At 44.1% G+C, this 18,526-nt stretch carries 17 protein-coding genes; 16 read left to right on the top strand and 1 reads right to left on the bottom strand.

What is annotated here, in order from left to right:
* The first annotated feature begins 19 nt into the window (after positions 1-19).
* The 16 genes from MKY19_RS30190 (at position 20) to MKY19_RS30115 (ending at position 18,014) form a co-directional block, all read left to right on the top strand.
* Complete coding sequence (locus MKY19_RS30190) at positions 20-964, top strand: D-alanyl-D-alanine carboxypeptidase family protein (protein WP_339244147.1); 945 nt, start codon at positions 20-22, stop codon at positions 962-964.
* Positions 965-1,280: 316 nt separating this feature from the next.
* Positions 1,281-2,321 (top strand): LCP family protein, encoded by a 1,041-nt coding sequence (locus MKY19_RS30185; RefSeq protein ID WP_179085792.1) that lies wholly within the window; start codon positions 1,281-1,283, stop codon positions 2,319-2,321.
* 193 nt (positions 2,322-2,514) lie between these two features.
* Positions 2,515-2,940, top strand: a complete 426-nt coding sequence (locus tag MKY19_RS30180; RefSeq protein WP_042193039.1) for a CBS domain-containing protein — start codon at positions 2,515-2,517, stop codon at positions 2,938-2,940.
* 212 nt (positions 2,941-3,152) lie between these two features.
* On the top strand, positions 3,153-3,455 hold the full coding sequence (locus MKY19_RS30175) for a MazG-like family protein (protein ID WP_170880353.1): 303 nt from the start codon (positions 3,153-3,155) through the stop codon (positions 3,453-3,455).
* A gap of 6 nt (positions 3,456-3,461) precedes the next feature.
* Entirely contained in the window at positions 3,462-4,379 is a 918-nt protein-coding gene (locus tag MKY19_RS30170; protein WP_076298104.1) for a DUF2232 domain-containing protein, read from the top strand.
* Positions 4,380-4,390: 11 nt separating this feature from the next.
* A complete protein-coding gene (locus tag MKY19_RS30165) occupies positions 4,391-6,397 on the top strand; it encodes a DHH family phosphoesterase (RefSeq protein WP_042193037.1) in 2,007 nt (668 codons plus the stop codon).
* Positions 6,394-6,840: a 50S ribosomal protein L9 gene (rplI, locus tag MKY19_RS30160; RefSeq protein WP_042193036.1), complete on the top strand. Its 447-nt coding sequence runs from the start codon at positions 6,394-6,396 to the stop codon at positions 6,838-6,840. Before MKY19_RS30165 ends, rplI begins: the two co-directional genes overlap by 4 nt.
* Before the next feature lies 1 nt (position 6,841).
* Complete coding sequence (gene dnaB / locus MKY19_RS30155) at positions 6,842-8,209, top strand: replicative DNA helicase (protein WP_042131710.1); 1,368 nt, start codon at positions 6,842-6,844, stop codon at positions 8,207-8,209.
* A gap of 209 nt (positions 8,210-8,418) precedes the next feature.
* Positions 8,419-9,705, top strand: a complete 1,287-nt coding sequence (locus tag MKY19_RS30150; protein ID WP_339268025.1) for an adenylosuccinate synthase — start codon at positions 8,419-8,421, stop codon at positions 9,703-9,705.
* A 162-nt stretch (positions 9,706-9,867) separates the two neighbouring features.
* The gene (locus MKY19_RS30145) at positions 9,868-10,518 is read left to right on the top strand and encodes a hypothetical protein (protein ID WP_339799569.1); all 651 of its coding nucleotides are present in this window, start codon (positions 9,868-9,870) and stop codon (positions 10,516-10,518) included.
* A gap of 309 nt (positions 10,519-10,827) precedes the next feature.
* Positions 10,828-12,372, top strand: coding sequence for a M23 family metallopeptidase (locus MKY19_RS30140; RefSeq protein ID WP_339268022.1), 1,545 nt, complete (start codon positions 10,828-10,830; stop codon positions 12,370-12,372).
* A 189-nt stretch (positions 12,373-12,561) separates the two neighbouring features.
* Positions 12,562-13,293, top strand: coding sequence for a response regulator YycF (gene yycF / locus MKY19_RS30135; protein ID WP_042193032.1), 732 nt, complete (start codon positions 12,562-12,564; stop codon positions 13,291-13,293).
* Positions 13,293-15,122: a cell wall metabolism sensor histidine kinase WalK gene (gene walK, locus MKY19_RS30130; RefSeq protein ID WP_042193031.1), complete on the top strand. Its 1,830-nt coding sequence runs from the start codon at positions 13,293-13,295 to the stop codon at positions 15,120-15,122. The genes yycF and walK overlap by 1 nt, the downstream gene beginning before the upstream one ends.
* Positions 15,119-16,411: a two-component system activity regulator YycH gene (yycH, locus tag MKY19_RS30125; protein ID WP_042193030.1), complete on the top strand. Its 1,293-nt coding sequence runs from the start codon at positions 15,119-15,121 to the stop codon at positions 16,409-16,411. The genes walK and yycH overlap by 4 nt, the downstream gene beginning before the upstream one ends.
* A 38-nt stretch (positions 16,412-16,449) precedes the next feature.
* Positions 16,450-17,190, top strand: coding sequence for a two-component system regulatory protein YycI (gene yycI, locus MKY19_RS30120; RefSeq protein ID WP_042193029.1), 741 nt, complete (start codon positions 16,450-16,452; stop codon positions 17,188-17,190).
* A gap of 14 nt (positions 17,191-17,204) precedes the next feature.
* Positions 17,205-18,014, top strand: a complete 810-nt coding sequence (locus MKY19_RS30115) for an MBL fold metallo-hydrolase (protein ID WP_042193028.1) — start codon at positions 17,205-17,207, stop codon at positions 18,012-18,014.
* On the opposite strand, the gene MKY19_RS30110 is transcribed toward MKY19_RS30115, so the two are convergent.
* A complete protein-coding gene (locus MKY19_RS30110) occupies positions 17,980-18,189 on the bottom strand; it encodes a hypothetical protein (protein ID WP_042193027.1) in 210 nt (69 codons plus the stop codon). The two genes, MKY19_RS30115 and MKY19_RS30110, sit on opposite strands and share 35 nt — an antisense overlap.
* Between the last annotated feature and the right edge of the window lie 337 nt (positions 18,190-18,526).

The raw sequence follows: 18,526 nt of genomic DNA, 5'->3' as shown, positions 1-18,526 counted from the left end.
AGTATGGAGGATGACGACGATGAAGAGACGGATAGTAGTGGGGGCAATCGCAGCTGTATTAGTCGTTGTCTTAATTGCGGTATGGAGGCCAACTGGGCTTGGTTTTAAACCGAATATTGACGCGGAATCAGCAGTGCTTCTAGATATGGATACCGGAGATATATGGGTGGATATTAATGGTGATGTACCCATGCCACCGGCCAGTGTATCTAAATTAATGACAGAAATGATTGTGCTGGATCAAATCTCCTCTGGAATGATTAGATGGGAGGATAGAGTCCCAATTAGTGCCTATGCAAGTAAAATGGGCGGCACAAGTCTCTCATTGAAGCGGGGAGAATTCTATACTATAAGAGAATTATTCGAAGGAGTCACTATTTATTCTGCCAACGATGCTACTGTTGCATTGGCTGAGTATATGGCTGGTTCAGAAGCCTCTTTTGTGCTCATGATGAACGACAAGGCACATAGTCTAGGCTTATCTTCTCGTACAATATTTACTAATGCAACGGGCCTATCAGGTAAGGATCTTGGTTTCACTGATCCGAATATGCATATCAGCGGTGAGACTATGATGACAGCTCGTGATACCGCTAAATTGGCTGCCGCACTAATCTATCATCATCCGGATATTCTCAATATTTCCAGCCGTACACAAATGCATTTGAAGAATAAGGGGCTATATGTAAGTAATAGCAATTTCATGTTGCCAGCTATGGGTGGCATTTACGCTTATGAGGGTACAGATGGATTAAAGACTGGACATAATAACCGGGCAGGATACTGTATTGCAGGCTCGGCTCAGCGGGATGGGCATAGGCTTATTGCAGTCGTTATGGGGGCAAAGACTTATGAGAGCCGATTTGAAGGGGCAGCAAAATTATTTGATTACGGATTTTTCCGTGGTTTACAATCCGGAGATCGGGTTAAACATATGATGAATCCGCTCAGAATTAGGAACTAAAGTCGGAGCGCCATACCAGTATTTATTACTTGGTTTGGTGCTTTTTCCCTATTCATGTCGTTATTTGTGGTTTCTTTTTATCCATTTAGTGATTACAATAGAAATATTGTTTTAGTCCACATTATTTTAGAACCGCAAAAAACTTTTTTTTCTATAATTTTGAATGACCTGAATTTCTTGAAAGGGGGGACAATAAGATAATGGAATAAGGGTCAGTTGATCGCCGTGAGAAATAAAGTCATGACTGCCTGATAAAGATTCAGGAAGCATTATATATATGGCAAGCAATTATTCTACAATAAAGAAGGAATCAAAAATGAAGGAATCAAAGATGAAAAAAATAAAGAAAAGATATATCGCCCTCATTGTTCTTGTTGTTATTATAGCGGGAGGCTTTCTGTTTCGTAATTCCCTGGCTGTATTAGCCTTCGACCTCTTTTTGTCTGATCGGGTTGAAACTAAGCTAAAGGAAGAATCTTACCAGCCGCTTAAGGATGATAATAAGGTTAAGCCAGAACCGGTTGTGTACAAGAGCGATCCGTTCTCAATTATGCTCTTAGGTACCGATCAACGTGATAATGAAACGGCACGTTCAGATACCATGATGTACGCTGTTGTTCGGCCTGAGGACTATAAGATCCTGCTCATTTCTATTCCGCGTGATACGTATACGGAAATTATAGGTCATAAGGATAATAAAAAGGATAAGATTACACATGCCTATGCTTTTGGGGGGCAACAGATGGCCAAGGATTCTCTAGAAGCTCTGCTTGGTCATGATATTCAATATTATGCGACAATAAATTTCCAAGGACTCAAGGATGCTGTAGATGCTATTGGAGGCGTTCCTCTGCCGATTAAGAAAGACATTGTGAACAAGGGTAAGGATCATGAAAAGTTTACAATTGAAGCTGGAAAGTCGCTTTATAACGGACAAGAAGCACTGAACTATACGCGTTATCGTGAGGATAGTGACTTTAACCGCACCAAACGCCAACAGGTTTTTATTGATGTTGTAGCGAATAAAATGTTATCGATCAGTCAAATTGGCAACATTCCGAAGTTGCTGGATATTATGGGAGATAATTTCAAAACCGATATAGAGCCTTCGATGATCATTAGTCTAGCCAAAAAATTCATGGGCGGAAAAGGCATGGATATCTCAAGCTTCACAGTTATGGGTGAAGGTAAACGTATGGATGGTGTTTACTATGATATCGTTGATGAAGAGGATTTGAGTGAAGCTAAGGCGATGATCGACAACTGGATGAGTGCAGCAACACCTGTAGATCAACTAATTGAGCCGGGAAAAGCAAGTAATGCACTGGAGCCTAAATCAACAGCAGTTACGCAATAATTCTAAAGTGGAGTTCAAACTCATATAATTAATTGCAGCAGCCATTCACATTCTTATGGCTGCTGCTTACTGTCTTCATGCTATAATGTATTGGAACGATTATTAAGCTGCCACGTATTAATAATTTTGTATGGTAGTAAAAGGAAGTTAAAGAACCGTAATTCCTTCGGAACTCTTTGAGGAGGATCAAGAGATGAATATTGCATTTTTTTTACTTCCGAAACAGGAAGTCGCTTGCGTAACGATCGATTCAACGCTACGCCAAACGTTGGAGAGGATGGAGTATCACCGTTATACTGCTGTCCCTATTCTGAACCGAAATGGAGAATACGCTGGTACGGTTACAGAGGGTGATCTGCTCTGGTATATGAAGGAATCCGAGGGCAAGGTTACTTTCGAGAACGCTTCAAAATTCTTGCTTAAAGATTTGCCGTTGAGGATGAATAACAGACCTGTCTCGATTGATGCGGATATGGAAGATCTGATTAATTTGGCTAAGGTACAGAACTTTGTTCCTGTAGTCGATGATATGAACCGGTTTATTGGCATCGTTCGCCGGAGTCAAGTCATAGAATATTGTGAGAAATTTGTATCAAAACAATCTCAAGAGTCATTATAGCCCAATTTATTCGCGGTAATAGAAGCAATCGGAACAAGGCCTGTATTTCCGGCGATAACGGAAAGCAGGTCTTTTTTAAAAATGAAAGAAGTACTAGTTCATCCCTTGTTGAAGCATACTTAAGGTGCGCGGGGCGCCTTGTGTGACACGGAATTTTTTATGCTATAATGGAGAATAAAGCTTTTTGCCGGAGGTAGAGAGACGTGTCCAATGTGCCGAAGGATCTGGATGTCGCTAAACGCGCCAAGGTAATTGAATGGTTAAAAACAGAAGTGATTGACCAAGTTTCACGGTTATTTAAAGCGTTATGGGAAGGCAGTACTACCCGTGTGGGCGACAGCCTGGCTAGTTTGATTATGAGCTCTTATATTTTGGGCCGCAGACTAGGGATTCCCTATCGTCAATTAGATGACTTGCTACTCGAGAAGCTCAGAAAGCATAAGCAGGAAGGGCATCAACTGGAAGAATGGTATCAAGATATATCTGCTTTAGAAGAACATATGCGTAAGAGGTGAATACTGTTGAAATTTCGCTGGTCATCTGTGGCTTGGAGCGTAGTATATTTACTTTTGCTGCTTAGTTTAACGACTCCACTGCTCATCATCACTACCCTATTTATGATTGTTCCGGCAGTAGTGTTATTCACTACGCTGAACACCAAACAATTCGTTCTACACGTATTGCCGGTGTTGCTGATTGTTGGTCTGATTACACCTATTTATGTGCTGATCGCGGCGTATTTCTTAATACCTGCTCTGGTTATGGGACGTTGGTATAAAAGACATGCTTCAGCAGTATCTACCGTGATTGCAGGTACGGTTACGATTCTTGGAGAATTCCTGTTACTCTTATTACTCGGTACGGCGTTATTTAACTTTGATTTGTCTAACTATGTGAACGATGTGCTGCAGATGGTTAACTCGCCTCTGTCTGATCTTGGTACTGCTAATCCACTGTTTACTGATCTTGGATTTACGACTGAGGATGTAAACAAGCTAAGTCATATGACGGTTCAAATGATCCCAATGACTCTAATCGTAAGCTCTTTTATGATAGCTGTCATTACGCATTCTATTGTTCGTCCGATTCTGAACAGTATGAATTATGCAGTGCCTAAGATGAAGCCTGCTCGTGAATGGAGACTTTCGAGATCGTTTATTTGGTATTATTTGATTGGTGTGGTTCTTCAGCTCTTCTTCTCAGGATCAGAGAATAATTACATCCTCATGATTTCTGCCAATCTACTGCCGTTGCTACGAATTGGCTTTATGATTCAGGCGATTGGATTTTTCTTCTTCCTGGCGCATGAACGCAAATGGAACAAGATGGTTGCCATTCTGCTAGCAATACCGGTCATTTTGCTGCCGCCGCTACGCATTATTGGTATTATTGATCTTGCTTTCCCACTGCGGGAGTATGTGACGAAATCGAAACGATAGGGTGAGAGTTCATGCCTAAATTTCTGCAAAGACGCTGGCACGGCTATCATACCGTATGGGCGTTCATGCTGCTGTTGGCCCTTATTATAATTGTTAGTATTTATAACTGGGCTCTTGGGGTCGTTAGCCTGTTTCTGGCAGGTACATTATGCTTCTATATGCTGAAGACGGAAATTTCGTTCCGCCGTAATCTGGTGGAATATATTAATGGATTAACTTTTCGTATTAAGCGGGTGGAGGGAGAAGCAGTGAGTATGCTGCCCCTCGGAATCATTCTGTTTAGCGAAGATCGAACAGTAGAATGGAATAACCGCTATGCTGGTGATATTTTTGCGCGCAAGTCTTTAGTTGGGGAACCGCTACTGGAATTGCTGCCGGATATGCAGTCTTTTTTTACGACGAATGTATCGGGAAAACGGGATGTTCACAAAGAAGGCGTATTGCATGACACTCGCCTTGAGCTCACTGTGGATGAACGATTTTACCAAGCTGTCATTATTCCAAGTGAACGTATTCTTTACATGTATGATATCACTGAGCTTGTGGTGCTACGTGAACGTTATGAGGATGAGAAGCTGGCGATTGGCATAGTGATGATGGATAATCTAGATGAATCTGCTCAAGGAATGGATGATCAACAGCGTACTTCACTGATCGCTAAGGTAGCGAGTGAGATCACCGAATGGAGTAAACAGTTTGATGTTTATCTACGTCGTCTGTCGTCTGAGCGTTATCTAATGCTACTTAATCATCGTAGTCTGCAAGCACTGGAAGAAAGTCGATTCGTTATTCTCGATGAGATTAGGGAAATGACGGCCGACCTTAAAGTGCCTATGACACTGAGTATTGGTATGGCATTTGGAGCGGACTCTGCAAGCGAGCTAGGTGCCTTAGCACAATCAAGTTTGGATATGGCGCTCGGCCGAGGTGGAGATCAGGCTGCTGTAAAAGCAGGTCAGAGGTTGTCTTTCTACGGTGGAAAGAGTAATGCTGCGGAGAAGCGTACACGAGTGCGGGCACGAGTCATTGCGCATGCGCTACGTGATTTAATGCAGGAGAGCGACCGTGTGCTGATCCTCGGCCACCGCACACCAGATATCGATGCTGTTGGTGCTGCGATTGGCCTTCTGAGAGCCGCACAGATGTATAATGTAGAGGCTAGCATTGTGATGGAAACTCCTAATCCTTCCATAACGAACATGATGGAGCAGATTCGGAAAGATGATGAATTGTTTAAGTCGTTCATCACAACGGAGCAGTCTTTACAAGTGATGACGGAGCATACACTGCTTATTGTTGTAGATACCCATAAGGCGTCTATGACAATGGAACCGCGGCTTGTGCAATATGCGAGTAGAATTGTGGTCGTGGATCATCACCGTAGAGGCGAAGAGTTCATCAACGATGCTGTACTTGTCTATTTAGAGCCTTATGCTTCATCAACCTGTGAGCTGGTGACAGAGTTGCTTCAATATATCCATGAGAAGGTAAAGATTAGTCCATTGGATGCTACAATGCTCTTAGCGGGAATTACTGTAGATACGAAGCACTTTGCACTGCATACAGGCTCACGTACATTTGAAGCTGCAGGGTTTCTGCGCCGAAATGGTGCGGATACCGTTCTTATTCAGCGTATGCTGAAGGAGGATTTACAGGAGTATATTTCAAAAGCCGAAATTATCAAACATGCGCGTATGATTTATGATCAAATCGCATTGGTCGTTACGGCACCAGGTATGAAGATTCCACAGCTACTTATCGCTCAGACTGCGGATACATTACTTGGGATGACGAACGTAGTCGCTTCATTTGTCATTAGTGAGCGACCAGACGGCCTGATAAGCATTAGTGCTCGATCACTTGGGCGTATGAATGTACAGGTCGTGATGGAAAAAATGGGTGGCGGTGGGCATCTATCGAACGCCGCGGTACAGCTAGAAGGAACATGTAAAGAAGCAGAAGCCAGACTGCTGCAAGTGCTGGCTGAAATCGAATCGAAAGAGGGTTTATTCGAATGAAGGTCATTTTCATAAAAGATGTTAAGGGTCAAGGTAAAAAAGGTCAGGTTAAAGAGGTATCCGAAGGCTATGCTTCGAACTTCCTATTACCACGTGGATTAGTTCGTCCGGCAACGGAAGGCAATGTGAAGACGCTTGAGAATCAAGCAGCTGCTGAACAACGCCGTAAAGATAACGAAAAAGAAGAAGCTCAGCAACTGGGCAAGAAGATAGATGAGCTTACTCTTACTATGAAAGCAAAAGCAGGTGAAGGCGGCCGTCTATTCGGCGCAATCACGAGCAAACAAATTGCTGAAACGCTAGCTTCCACTCAAAGCATTTCCATCGATAAGCGCAAGATTGAGCTAGGAGAGCCGATTCGTCATTTGGGAGTGTTTCAAGTAAGTATAAAACTACACACTGAAGTAAAGGCTACCCTTAAGGTTCAGGTAACGGAGGAGTAACATGGGTGGAGATCTCTTTTTCGATCGGGTTCCCCCGCAGAATCTTGAGGCGGAGCAAGCGGTAATTGGTGCTGTTCTGTTGCAGGATGAAGCGCTCATTACTGCAATGGAACGGGTGAATACCGAAGACTTCTACGATAAAGCGCATCAAATGATTTTTGAGGCGATGGTGCAGCTCGGAGAAGAGAGCCAGCCGATTGATCTTGTTACGCTTACTTCTAGACTGCAGGACAAGGGAGAGCTCGAAGATATTGGTGGTGTTAGCTACCTAGCTAAGCTGGCGCATGCTGTGCCTACTGCGGCTAACGTAGAATACTACGCGCAGATTATTGAAGAAAAGGCTATGTTACGGCGTTTGATTCGTACAGCGACGCAAATCGTAAGCGAGGGTTACACCGGCGGCGAAGATGTAGCCGATATGCTGAGTGATGCAGAACGGCGAATTCTTGAAATCTCTAACCGGCGCAGCGGCAGTGGATTTATCGCAATCCGCGATGTTTTGATGGAAGTATTTGATAAGGTTGAACTCCTCCATCAGAATAAAGATAAGGGCGGCATGTCAGGTATTCCAACGGGATTTGTGGATTTAGACCATATGACTAATGGATTCCAGCGCAATGATTTGATTATTGTTGCAGCCCGTCCTTCTGTAGGTAAGACAGCATTCGCGCTAAATATTGCTCAGAATGTGGCCGTACGTGCCAAAGAGACGGTTGCCATATTTAGTCTGGAAATGTCAGCGCCGCAGCTAGTACAGCGGATGATTTGTGCCGAAGCTAATCTGGATGCGAATACTATGCGTACCGGTGACTTCAAGAGTGATGATGATTGGTCGAAGCTGACTATGGGCATTCAGTCCCTGTCGGAGGCGGAGATTTATATCGATGATACAGCAGGGATTACTGTAACGGATATTCGTGCGAAATGCCGGAGGCTCAAGAAGGAAAAGGGCCTGGGGATGATCGTCATTGACTACTTGCAGCTCATTCAGGGCCGCGGTAAAGGCGGGGAAAACCGTCAACAGGAAGTATCGGATATATCCCGTACATTGAAGCAGATCGCTCGTGAATTGGACGTGCCGGTTATCGCCCTGTCGCAGCTTAGCCGGGGTGTGGAACAACGTCAGGATAAACGACCGATGATGAGTGACTTGCGTGAATCCGGTTCTATCGAGCAGGATGCCGACATTGTTGCGTTCTTGTATCGTGACGACTATTACAATCAGGACACTGAGAAGAAAAATATTATTGAAATTATTATAGCTAAACAGCGTAATGGTCCCGTTGGGACAGTAGAGCTTGTATTCCTCAAAAACTTCAACAAGTTCGTTAACTACGAGCGAGCACATGCAGAACCATTTGCTGGGTAACCTGTCATGTATGATATCCGAACGATTGCACATTTCTTTGTGTAATCGTTCGTTTTATTTGACTTTGAAAAAAACGGCTGTTACACTGAGTATTGTCCTTTAGTGGGTAAATCCGCTTGGAGTCCGGAGGGCTACGTACATAAGAATGACGTACAGGGCCCATATTATGAAAAATAATGGTGCTTGCTAGCACCTACGGAGGAATGAACATGTCAACGGTAGTCGTCGTGGGAACACAATGGGGAGACGAAGGTAAAGGGAAAATCACTGACTTTCTAGCGGAAAGTGCAGATGTGGTTGCCCGTTATCAAGGGGGCAATAATGCCGGTCACACGATTCTGATTGACGGTGAGAAGTTTAAGCTCAGCTTAATCCCTTCTGGTGTATTTTATAAAGAAAAGACTTGTGTAATTGGTAACGGGATGGTTATTAATCCAGCTGCCTTGATCCAAGAAATTAATTATATTCACGAGAACGGCTTTGACACTAAAAACTTAGTGATCAGCGACCGGGCTCATGTTATTATGCCTTATCACATGGTACTGGATGCTCTGGAAGAAGACCGCAAGGGTCCGAACAAGATTGGTACAACACGCAAAGGCATCGGTCCATGTTACATGGATAAGGCTGCACGTAACGGTATCCGTATTGCTGACCTGATGGACGCTGAGGAATTCGAATTGAGACTTCGTCACTTGATGGAAGAGAAGAACCAAGTGATTACTCAAGTATATGGCGCGGAAGCTCTTGATGTTGAAGAGATTCTGACTCAGTACCTGGAATATGCGGAAGTGCTACGTAATTATGTGACAGATACGTCGGTCATTCTTAATGAAGCTATTGATGCAGATCGCAAAGTATTGTTTGAGGGTGCACAAGGGGTAATGCTTGATATCGATCAAGGTACGTATCCGTTTGTTACTTCTTCTAACCCTTCTGCAGGTGGCGTATGCATAGGTTCTGGTGTTGGACCTTCTAAGATTAAACAGGTTATCGGGGTTGCTAAAGCCTACACTACTCGTGTTGGAGATGGCCCGTTCCCTACAGAACTGAACGATAAAACTGGTGATTATATCCGTGAAACAGGTCATGAATATGGAACAGTTACAGGACGTGCTCGCCGTGTAGGTTGGTTTGACAGTGTTGTTGTAAGTCACGCTCGTCGTGTAAGTGGAATCACAGGCTTGTCTCTTAACTCGCTGGATGTGCTGAGTGGACTTGAGACTGTGAAGATCTGCACAGGCTACAAATACCGTGGTGAAGTAATCACGCATTACCCAGCTAGCCTTAAGATGCTGGCAGAGTGCGAAGCGGTATATGAGGAGCTTCCAGGTTGGAGCGAAGATATTACTTCTGCAAAAACATTGGATGATCTACCAGCGAACACACGTAGATATGTTGAACGTGTATCTGAGCTTACAGGGATTCCGATCGCCATCTTCTCAGTAGGCCGTAACCGTGAGCAGACGAATCAAGTAATGCCAATTTATATCTAAATATATTTAGTCATTTATAAGGGACCTCGCGAGAGGTCTCTTTTTTATGTTTACTTTTATGTGTATGTTTCCCGAAGCCGGTTCTAGTCAATACTGGGAGTATAGAAAAACATGGAAAAAATATACCAGATAGACTTGAACATAGGTGAGAGGAGAGAAGAAATGAAGATCGTGAAGCGTGCACTGGGAGTATGTCTAATTGTAGTACTCGCAAGTACACTTTCAATTCTAACTACGGGCGTGGTTGTAAATGCTTATATTCAGTCGGTTCTGGCGAGCTTCGATATTAAAGTGGATAGTCCAGGCCCAGGTTTAGGTGGGATGGTCAAGAGCATTATTGGCATGGATAGCCAATCGGACTCCAATAAAGCGAATAAAGAAGCGACGACAACAGGCAGCGCGGTAAACAAGGATAAAGATAACAGTAAGGATACACCTGAAAAAGGGGAGCCGGTGGAGGAAAAAGCACCCGAGGATGCTTTACCGGTTATGGGCCAAGCCTCAAATGAGTCTTCTACTAACGAAAGCCAGAGTGGAAGTTTAGAGGACCAGAAATTGGTAATGACACCTGAGGCAATAGGTGACTTAAAAGATAATCTCCCTTCGGCGGAGAAGGTAAATATATTCAATATCTTGATGTCCAAACTACCGCAGGATGAGATGCAGAAAATCTCCACGGCGATGGAGGATGGTCTAACGGAGGATGAGGTTAAGGAGCTGCAACAAGTCATTGCCAAATATGTTGATCCCGATGAATACGAGAGTATAATGAAAATGCTTACACCAACTACAGAAACTCTACAGCAACCATAGTAATTGTCAATTTCTAGACACAAGAAAAAGGCTAAATTTTCATATTTGCGCAAAAAACCCGCGTATTTCGTGGGTTTTTTTATGTGTACAAAGTTGAAATTTTCCGCTCAGCTATGGTACATTAGACAAGGATGTTCAAAGGGTTAATTTTTTGTAACCAATTGTAACCTTTTTGAGGGTCCATTAGAAGCAGGAAATTAGAACTAGGATAAGTGGAAATATTCATGGTCGTAATCTATATACTCGAGATCGTATAACTAGCTTGGCCGCTCGTCTCGGATGACCGAGCGGACTGAAAGGGAGAGTTTCATGAAGGGATTTAAGTTCATGCGCCGGATGGGGAAACTGCAGGATAGCGACACAGCAGAATCCGGAGCAGATGTTCAGCAGAGCCACAATTTAGATCACGACTCCACACACTTTCATCAAGAAAAAGGAACTCGTAGATTCCGGCACTCTTGGATTTTGGGAGCTGTTGGTTTAGTACTTCTAACCACTGTGTTGATTGGTGCAGAGAAAAAGTATGTAGCAGCCAATACTGAAACCTTCTATCAAGTGTTGGTGAAGGGTAAGGAGATCGGGAAGCTTAACGATCAGGCACAGCTTAATCAGCTGTATGATAAGAAGCAACAGGAATATCAGGACAAGTATCCAGATTCAACGATGGTGCTTCAGACAGAAGGCATTACAATTAAACAGGAGAAAGCGTACAAGCCGGAAGTTGATAGTGAAGCAACGCTTAATAAACTAGATGGAATGCTGAAGGCCTATGCCGTAGGTGTACAATTATTGGTAGATGGCAAGGTGGTTGGCATTGTTAAGGATCAAGAGACCGCAAATGCGGTGCTTGAAGGGGTAAAGAATCATTATGTTCCGCAAACTAAAGTAGCAACGGCTAGTAAGCTCACAAGAACAGCAGCCTCAAGTTCAAGTGCTGCGAAAGCAAAAGCTCCTAACCAAGTGGAGTCAGTCAAAATAAGTGAAGAAGTTGCTATTGTTCCAGTGAAGACAGATCCTAACAAAGTGTTGGATGTGAAGGAAGCGGTCAAAACTCTTACCGAGGGTAAAGAAGCACCACTTCTTTATACCGTTCAAGAGGGCGATACGATTTCGGGGATTGCCAAACGGTTTGAAATTACACAAAAAGAGATCTATAGTAACAACCCGGATGTGAAAGAGCTAACGTTGAAGATTGGAGATACACTGAAGCTGAAGGTACCACAGCCAGATGTTACAGTTGTTACTGTAGAGCAAGTGTCAGAGCAGGTGGTTACTGAGCCTGAAGTGATCGTGCGGAAAAGCGACCAGTTACCAGCAGGCAAAAGTAAGGTCGTTCGTCCAGGACAAACGGGCCTTAAAGAAATGCAGTATCGGTTAACAAAGAAAAACGGAATGGTCGTACAAGAAGAGTGGTTGGGTCAGACCGTTATTAAATCTTCTCTCCCTGAAGTGGTTTATCGGGGTACGAAGGTAGTTGGTGAAGGAACAGGCATGTTCAGTTGGCCAGTAAGCGGAGCAACCCTTACTAGTAGTTTCGGTGAGCGCTGGAGCCGTGCTCATAAGGGTCTAGATATGGTATCTGGCAACCGAAGCATTAAAGCCTCTGATGCCGGAACTGTAATCTTTGCTGGTGTGAAGAGTGGATATGGAAATGTGGTTATCGTGGATCACCGTAACGGATACGAAACCTATTATGGCCACTTAAACAGCATCTCCGTTTCTACGGGACAGCGTTTGGAACAAGGCGCCAAAATTGGTGTAATGGGCAATACTGGACGCTCGACGGGAACACATCTGCATTTTGAGATTCGGAAGAATGGCACTGCAGTAAATCCAATGAAGTATTTGCGATAATTCATACTTTAACCTCAACTGCTCGATTAAACTCGAGCGGTTTTATTTTTTTTAATATAGGAATGACGATATAGCTGTTTCTTTTTGCTGGGGAAGCCGATTCCTTATTTCGTAGGATGTGACGGTAAGACAGGTATGTTAAAATAAAGGAATGATCTTTAAGTAGGGATAGGAAGGTGAAGCTGAGACATGCAGATGGGAACGATTCTGGTAGTAGACGATGAACAGCCTATTGCTGATATATTGAAGTTTAATCTAGAAAAAGAAGGCTACGAGGTTATTTGTGCTTTTGATGGTAACAGTGCAGTAGAATTGGCATTGTCCAAAAAGCCTGATCTTATGCTGCTTGATCTTATGCTGCCTGGTAAGGACGGGATGGATGTTTGTCGTGAGGTTCGTTCTGCACATTTGGACATTCCTATCATTATGCTTACTGCCAAAGACGGAGAGATTGATAAGGTGCTTGGTCTAGAGCTTGGTGCGGATGACTATGTGACCAAACCTTTTAGTACACGTGAGCTACTCGCCAGAGTGAAGGCCCAAATGCGGAGACAGCACAAACCGTCACCGCCGGGAATGGCGAATGAACCTGCAGAGACCAGACAAGGTATTTACCATTTCGATCTATTTATTGATACAGATATGTATCTGGTATATAAGGGTGGGGAGCCGCTTGATTTGACCCATCGTGAATATGAGTTGCTCTACTATATGATTAAACATGCGGGTAAGGTGATGACCCGGGAGCATTTACTGCAGGCTGTGTGGGGATTCGAGTATTTCGGCGATGTGCGGACCGTAGACGTGACGATCCGTCGTCTAAGAGAGAAAATTGAGGAGAATCCCAGCAAGCCGGAATATATTTATACTCGGCGCGGACTTGGCTATTTGATGCATAGCCCTAAAAGCGGAGGACTGTGATGAAGTGGTGGTCCTTTTTCCGGACAATTCAGGCCAAGCTTATTATTATTTATGTGCTGCTGATTCTGATAGCTATGCAGTTAATTGGAGTCTATTTTGTCAGCTCGATGAAGAACTCGTTAACGGATAACTTCACGAAGGATCTTAAAGCACGTGCGGAGATGCTGTCCATCCTGACTGCTGATAAATTCGGTAGTGAGGCTGGTACCGTTGACGAGGAAACGGCTGTAGAAAGTCTGCGTGGTATGGTTAATAATCTTTACATTAACGGGGCCGAGATTCAGGTGCTTGATGCCAGCGGCAAAATCATCACCACCTCCGTGCCCTCTCAGAATGACTATGTCGGACAGCGCAACACTCAGACCGTAGTCAATCGCGCCTTGCAGGGGATCAGCGATAATGAAGAATATATTATTGCTGATGATAATGTGCGAAAAAAGGTTGTGGCCAAGCCGGTACTTTCCGGTGACAAGGTAGTAGGTGCAATCTATATTGCTGCTGACATGAAAGATTTATATGCGACCATGGGGAGGATCAACAGTGTATTCATCTCTGGTTTGCTGTTAGCCTTGGGACTGACAGTTGTCCTATGTGTTATTCTTGCACACACCATTACGCAGCCGATTAAAGAAATGACTAGGCATGCAACAGCTGTTGCTGAGGGGCGGTTCAATCGAAAAATGCCCGTGCTCGGCAACGATGAAATTGGACAACTCAGTCAGGCATTCAATTATATGACCGGCAGATTGCGTGAGGCGCTCTCTCAGAATGAGGAAGAGAAAGAGAAGCTTACCTCTATTCTGACGAATATGAGTGACGGTGTGGTAGCCACGGATGAGAATGGTGTAGTCATTCTTATGAACCTTCGAGCAGCACTTATGCTGGGAACAGAAGGTCCGTTGCCGGAAGGTGCGCCACTGGATAAATTGCTAGGTCTTGATTATGAGCAGAGTGGTTCCTTGGCTAAAGGAAATGCCCAGTCTGCAATGCTTCATCTGACACATATGGGTGGAGAAGATTCTAATATCGTGAGAGTTACGTTTACTCCGATTCATCGCCGTGAAGGTGGGATTGCCGGTACTATTGCCGTGCTGCAAGATGTAACTGAGCAAGAGAACCTGGAGGAATCACGCCGAGAGTTCGTCGCGAACGTTTCGCATGAGCTAAGAACACCACTTACAACGATTAAAAGCTATGTGGAGGCACTTGATGATGGAGCGCTTGAGGACCCGCAGTTAGCGGTTCGTTTTGTTGGGGTTATTCGTAACGAAACCGAGCGTATGATTCGTCTGGTTACGGATCTACTGCATCTGTCGCGTCTGGATTCCAAGGAGGCACTTCTCAGAATTCAGCAGACGGATATTACTGAAATGCTAGAGGATGTAGCAGACCGCTTTTCTTTTCAGATTCGGCAGAAGCGGATCGACATTAGTACAAGGGTCCGTAGGGATGTCAGCACAGCATGGCTCGATCGTGATCAAATCGATCAGGTCTTGGGGAATTTGGTCTCCAATGCATTAAAATATACGCCAGAAGGCGGTACGATTGAATTGGAAGCCTTGAAAAGTGAGGATGGAATGCTCTCCATTTCTGTACGTGATTCCGGGATTGGTATACCGAAGAAAGACATCGAGCGGATCTTTGAACGTTTTTATCGGGTGGATAAGGCGCGTTCACGGAATATGGGAGGCACCGGACTTGGCCTTTCCATTGCCCGGGAAATTGTGAAAGCCCATGGAGGCTCTATTTCCCTGCAATCCGAGCTTAATGAAGGTTCTAAGGTAACCTTTACACTACCTCTGAATGCGCAAAGGGGGAGTGAGGCATGAAGGAGAGATTGAAGTCATGGATTCTAGCCTTGCTCGTGCTGGGAAGTCTTGTTGAGAGTTACTATTTGATTTATCGCTTGCCTGGTGCAGACTCAGCGGTACTCTCCGAGAATCTATATGTGAAGACAGACAATATGGGACCGGAGGAAAAGGTTGAGAACCTGCTGTACCCTGATAAAATGATCATCCATATGGGCGATAACAAGCATACGCTTTTTTATCCAGACTCAACGTTCTATAGCTTGATTATGAATCGGTTAAAAGGGCGTGGATTTGAAAGCTTCCAGCGGCACTCGGTACAGGATTATGATTGGGATAAGATTCGAAATGAGAATCCGGGGATTGAGCTTTCGTTCGGATCCGGCATTCCGGTAACGTTACTTCAGCGGGTTATGCAGCTCTCACCTGATTCCCTATTTGAAGGAGAAAGCATTGATCGCATTTGGATCTATAACATTAAGAATGACTCCAAAGCGCATGCCATTTTCTTCAGTACGAGAGGCGACATTATATATGAAGCGGCAAAAGCGGATTTAACTGTGCAAGACGTGCAGCAGCATGTGGATTTCGGCAAGAACTGGACGCCTTACAAGTCCGTAGATGGTGATTATTATGTACCAGACAGCAAGATTTCTCTGGTTCAGGTTGAGATGCCTTCAGGCATGTATACCATAGAACAAATGCAGAACAATCTTTTCTTCGATGTTGGAAGCACTAGATATATTCGCGAGAAAAATGGCTCGGAGATTTATACGGATAGCAAACGGAGTCTTCAGGTCGATAAGGAACGGAATTGGATGAGCTATAGCGATCCTGCCGCACTTCCAGCCGGAGACAGTACACCTGCCAAGGATGCGCTTGAAGCTGTAGAATTTGTGAACCAACATGGTGGATGGAATGGAACCTATCGTCTTGAAGCCACCGAGGAGGGGAGACAGGAGAGAAAGGTCTCTTTTCAACAATATTATGGCTCCTATCCATATGGCTCCTATCCGATCATGAGTAACTCGCAGCTGCAGTATGGTGTAATTAATCTGGAATTGCAGCAAGGCACCGTATCCTCTTATGAACGCTCGTTAATCTATATTGATGAGAGTAAGGCAGAGAAGAAAATCGTAGAGCTATCTGGAGGCGTGGAGCTAGAGAATCAATTGTCTGCGGTTAGCAAAACTTCGGCGGTGAAGGATTTAACACCTGCGTATGTACCTGTAGTGAAAGAAGAGAAGCTGCAACTACTTCCAGTCTGGAAGGTTACGCTTATTGACGGCAGCGTTCTTACATTAAATTAATGTACAAGTTGTTCATATAACATTTAGGAGGTAAGGGTATGGATTGGGGAAGAGCCAAAAATGTACTAATTTGCGCCTTTTTAGGTCTAAATCTGCTGCTATGTTATCAGCTGTGGATTGATTTGCGCGATCAGGTTAGTGCCAATCTCGATTTCACTTCCCTGTCCGAAGAAACCCAGGCGGTCATGGAGCAGAAAGGGATTCGTGTGTTGTGTCCCATTCCGGCTTCTACCCCGCAGCTTCCTAATATAACTTATCGATATTCTGCTGAAGAGCAGAATGAACCACCCATTAAATTAGATGTTCCTATAGACAGCAAGCTGATCTATTCTTCCTTCACTGACCTTAGCAAGGCGCTTGAGAGTCAAATACCGGATATCGCAAATTATCGTTTTGATTCTCAAGAAAGTGAAGTTGGGAAGTTCGTGCTTCACCCGCTAGTTCAGAATCAGTGGTCGCTATTCCGAGTTAGGTTAGAGTTGATTAATAGTGACCAGAAGATTGTAGCTTTCCGCTCACCTAAGATTGAGATAGGGGCAAGCAGTAGCGATAAGGAACAGAAGGTACTGCCGGCATCGCAAGCGCTTAGCAGTTTGATTGAAAAATATTTTCCGGCAGACTCCGTAGTAAAGGAGATTGAGCTTGGTTATTATGGTGAGTTGTTCAACTCCGAAAGTCAGGTAGCGTCGCCAATGTGGCGGTTCATGCTGGAGAACGGCAATGCCTATTATGTGGATGCTATAAGTGCGGACATCATCAGTCCGAAGACAACAGATTAGAAGGAGTAAGGAAAATGGGGATTTCATTTACAGTACTGTCCAGTGGTTCTACCGGAAATGTAACGGTGGTTCGGAACGGGGAGACAACACTTATGATTGACGCGGGACTAAGTGCCAAGCGGATCGATGAGCTGTTGGCCATGCGCGAGCTAACGGGTAATGATATAGACGGGATTCTAGTCACACACGAGCATTCCGATCATATTAAAGGACTCGGAGCAATGGCCCGTAAATACGATCTTCCGATTTATGCGAACACCAATACCTGGGGAGCCATTGAAAAAGGCATTGGAAAAATACCCGACTATAACCGAATCATTATGGAGTCGGGACAGCATAGGGATTTTGGTAGTCTGCGTGTTGAATCGTTTGCAATTTCTCATGATGCGGCGGAGCCGGTGGGTTACAATTTTTATGATGGAAAAGAAAAACTGTGTGTAGCTACAGATCTGGGGTATGTTAGCGACAAGGTAAGAGATGCGATTTCAGAGGCGGACGTATTAGTGCTGGAGGCGAATCATGATATTGAAATGCTGAGGATGGGACGTTATCCGTGGAATACGAAACGACGTATACTTGGCGACATGGGTCACCTTTCTAATGAAGCAGCCGGAGCAGCACTAAGTGAAATTCTCACAGGACGGACTAAACGTACCTATTTAGCGCATTTAAGCCGGGATCATAATATGATGGATTTGGCTAAAATGTCGGTACGTTGCGCAATGGAGGATCGGGGCTGTTTCTTTAAAGATAGTGAGTTTAAGCTTTGCGATACGTATTATGACCAACCTACGCCATGGGATAAGTTGAGCCAGTTGTCATAAGCTGATCAAGCTCAGCAGTCTTTCGTTCTAATTCTTGGCGGGAGATCAGGCCTTTATCGATCATCAATTCGATCATAGCACTGAAGGCAAGGGTCATATGGTAGTGTTCATCCTTCAAATCGCCAAGCTTACCGATAAACTCCACCAGATCCATACTTGTGGAAAAAGAATTCATAATTATACCTCCTTATATAGTAAAAACAGAACTGGAGTTGTAAAAAATTCGCAGGCTTTTTACCTCAGGAAAATCACGAATTGAGGGTTGCCTGTGATACAATTATAGACGTGATAAGCAAACTCTAAATTTATGGAATCTTTCTATTAGTGTAGTCTTTTAAGTTGCAAAATATTCCTAGTAGAGAAGATATATTGAAAGATTCTAAAATTCTTTCGATTAACTGAAACTATTGTGTGGTTAATGGATAAAGTGAAACTTTTTAGTGATTGTTGGAGTCTAAAGGATGCAGAGGTATATGCTTGGAACGTGATTGCTAGAGGTTCAGGTTTTAGAT

Source organism: Paenibacillus sp. FSL R5-0744 (assembly GCF_037972555.1).
In the GTDB taxonomy this organism is placed as follows: domain Bacteria; phylum Bacillota; class Bacilli; order Paenibacillales; family Paenibacillaceae; genus Paenibacillus_AQ.
The sequence above is the reverse complement of the archived record's forward strand: the minus strand, read 5'-3'. Positions and strand labels throughout refer to the sequence as shown.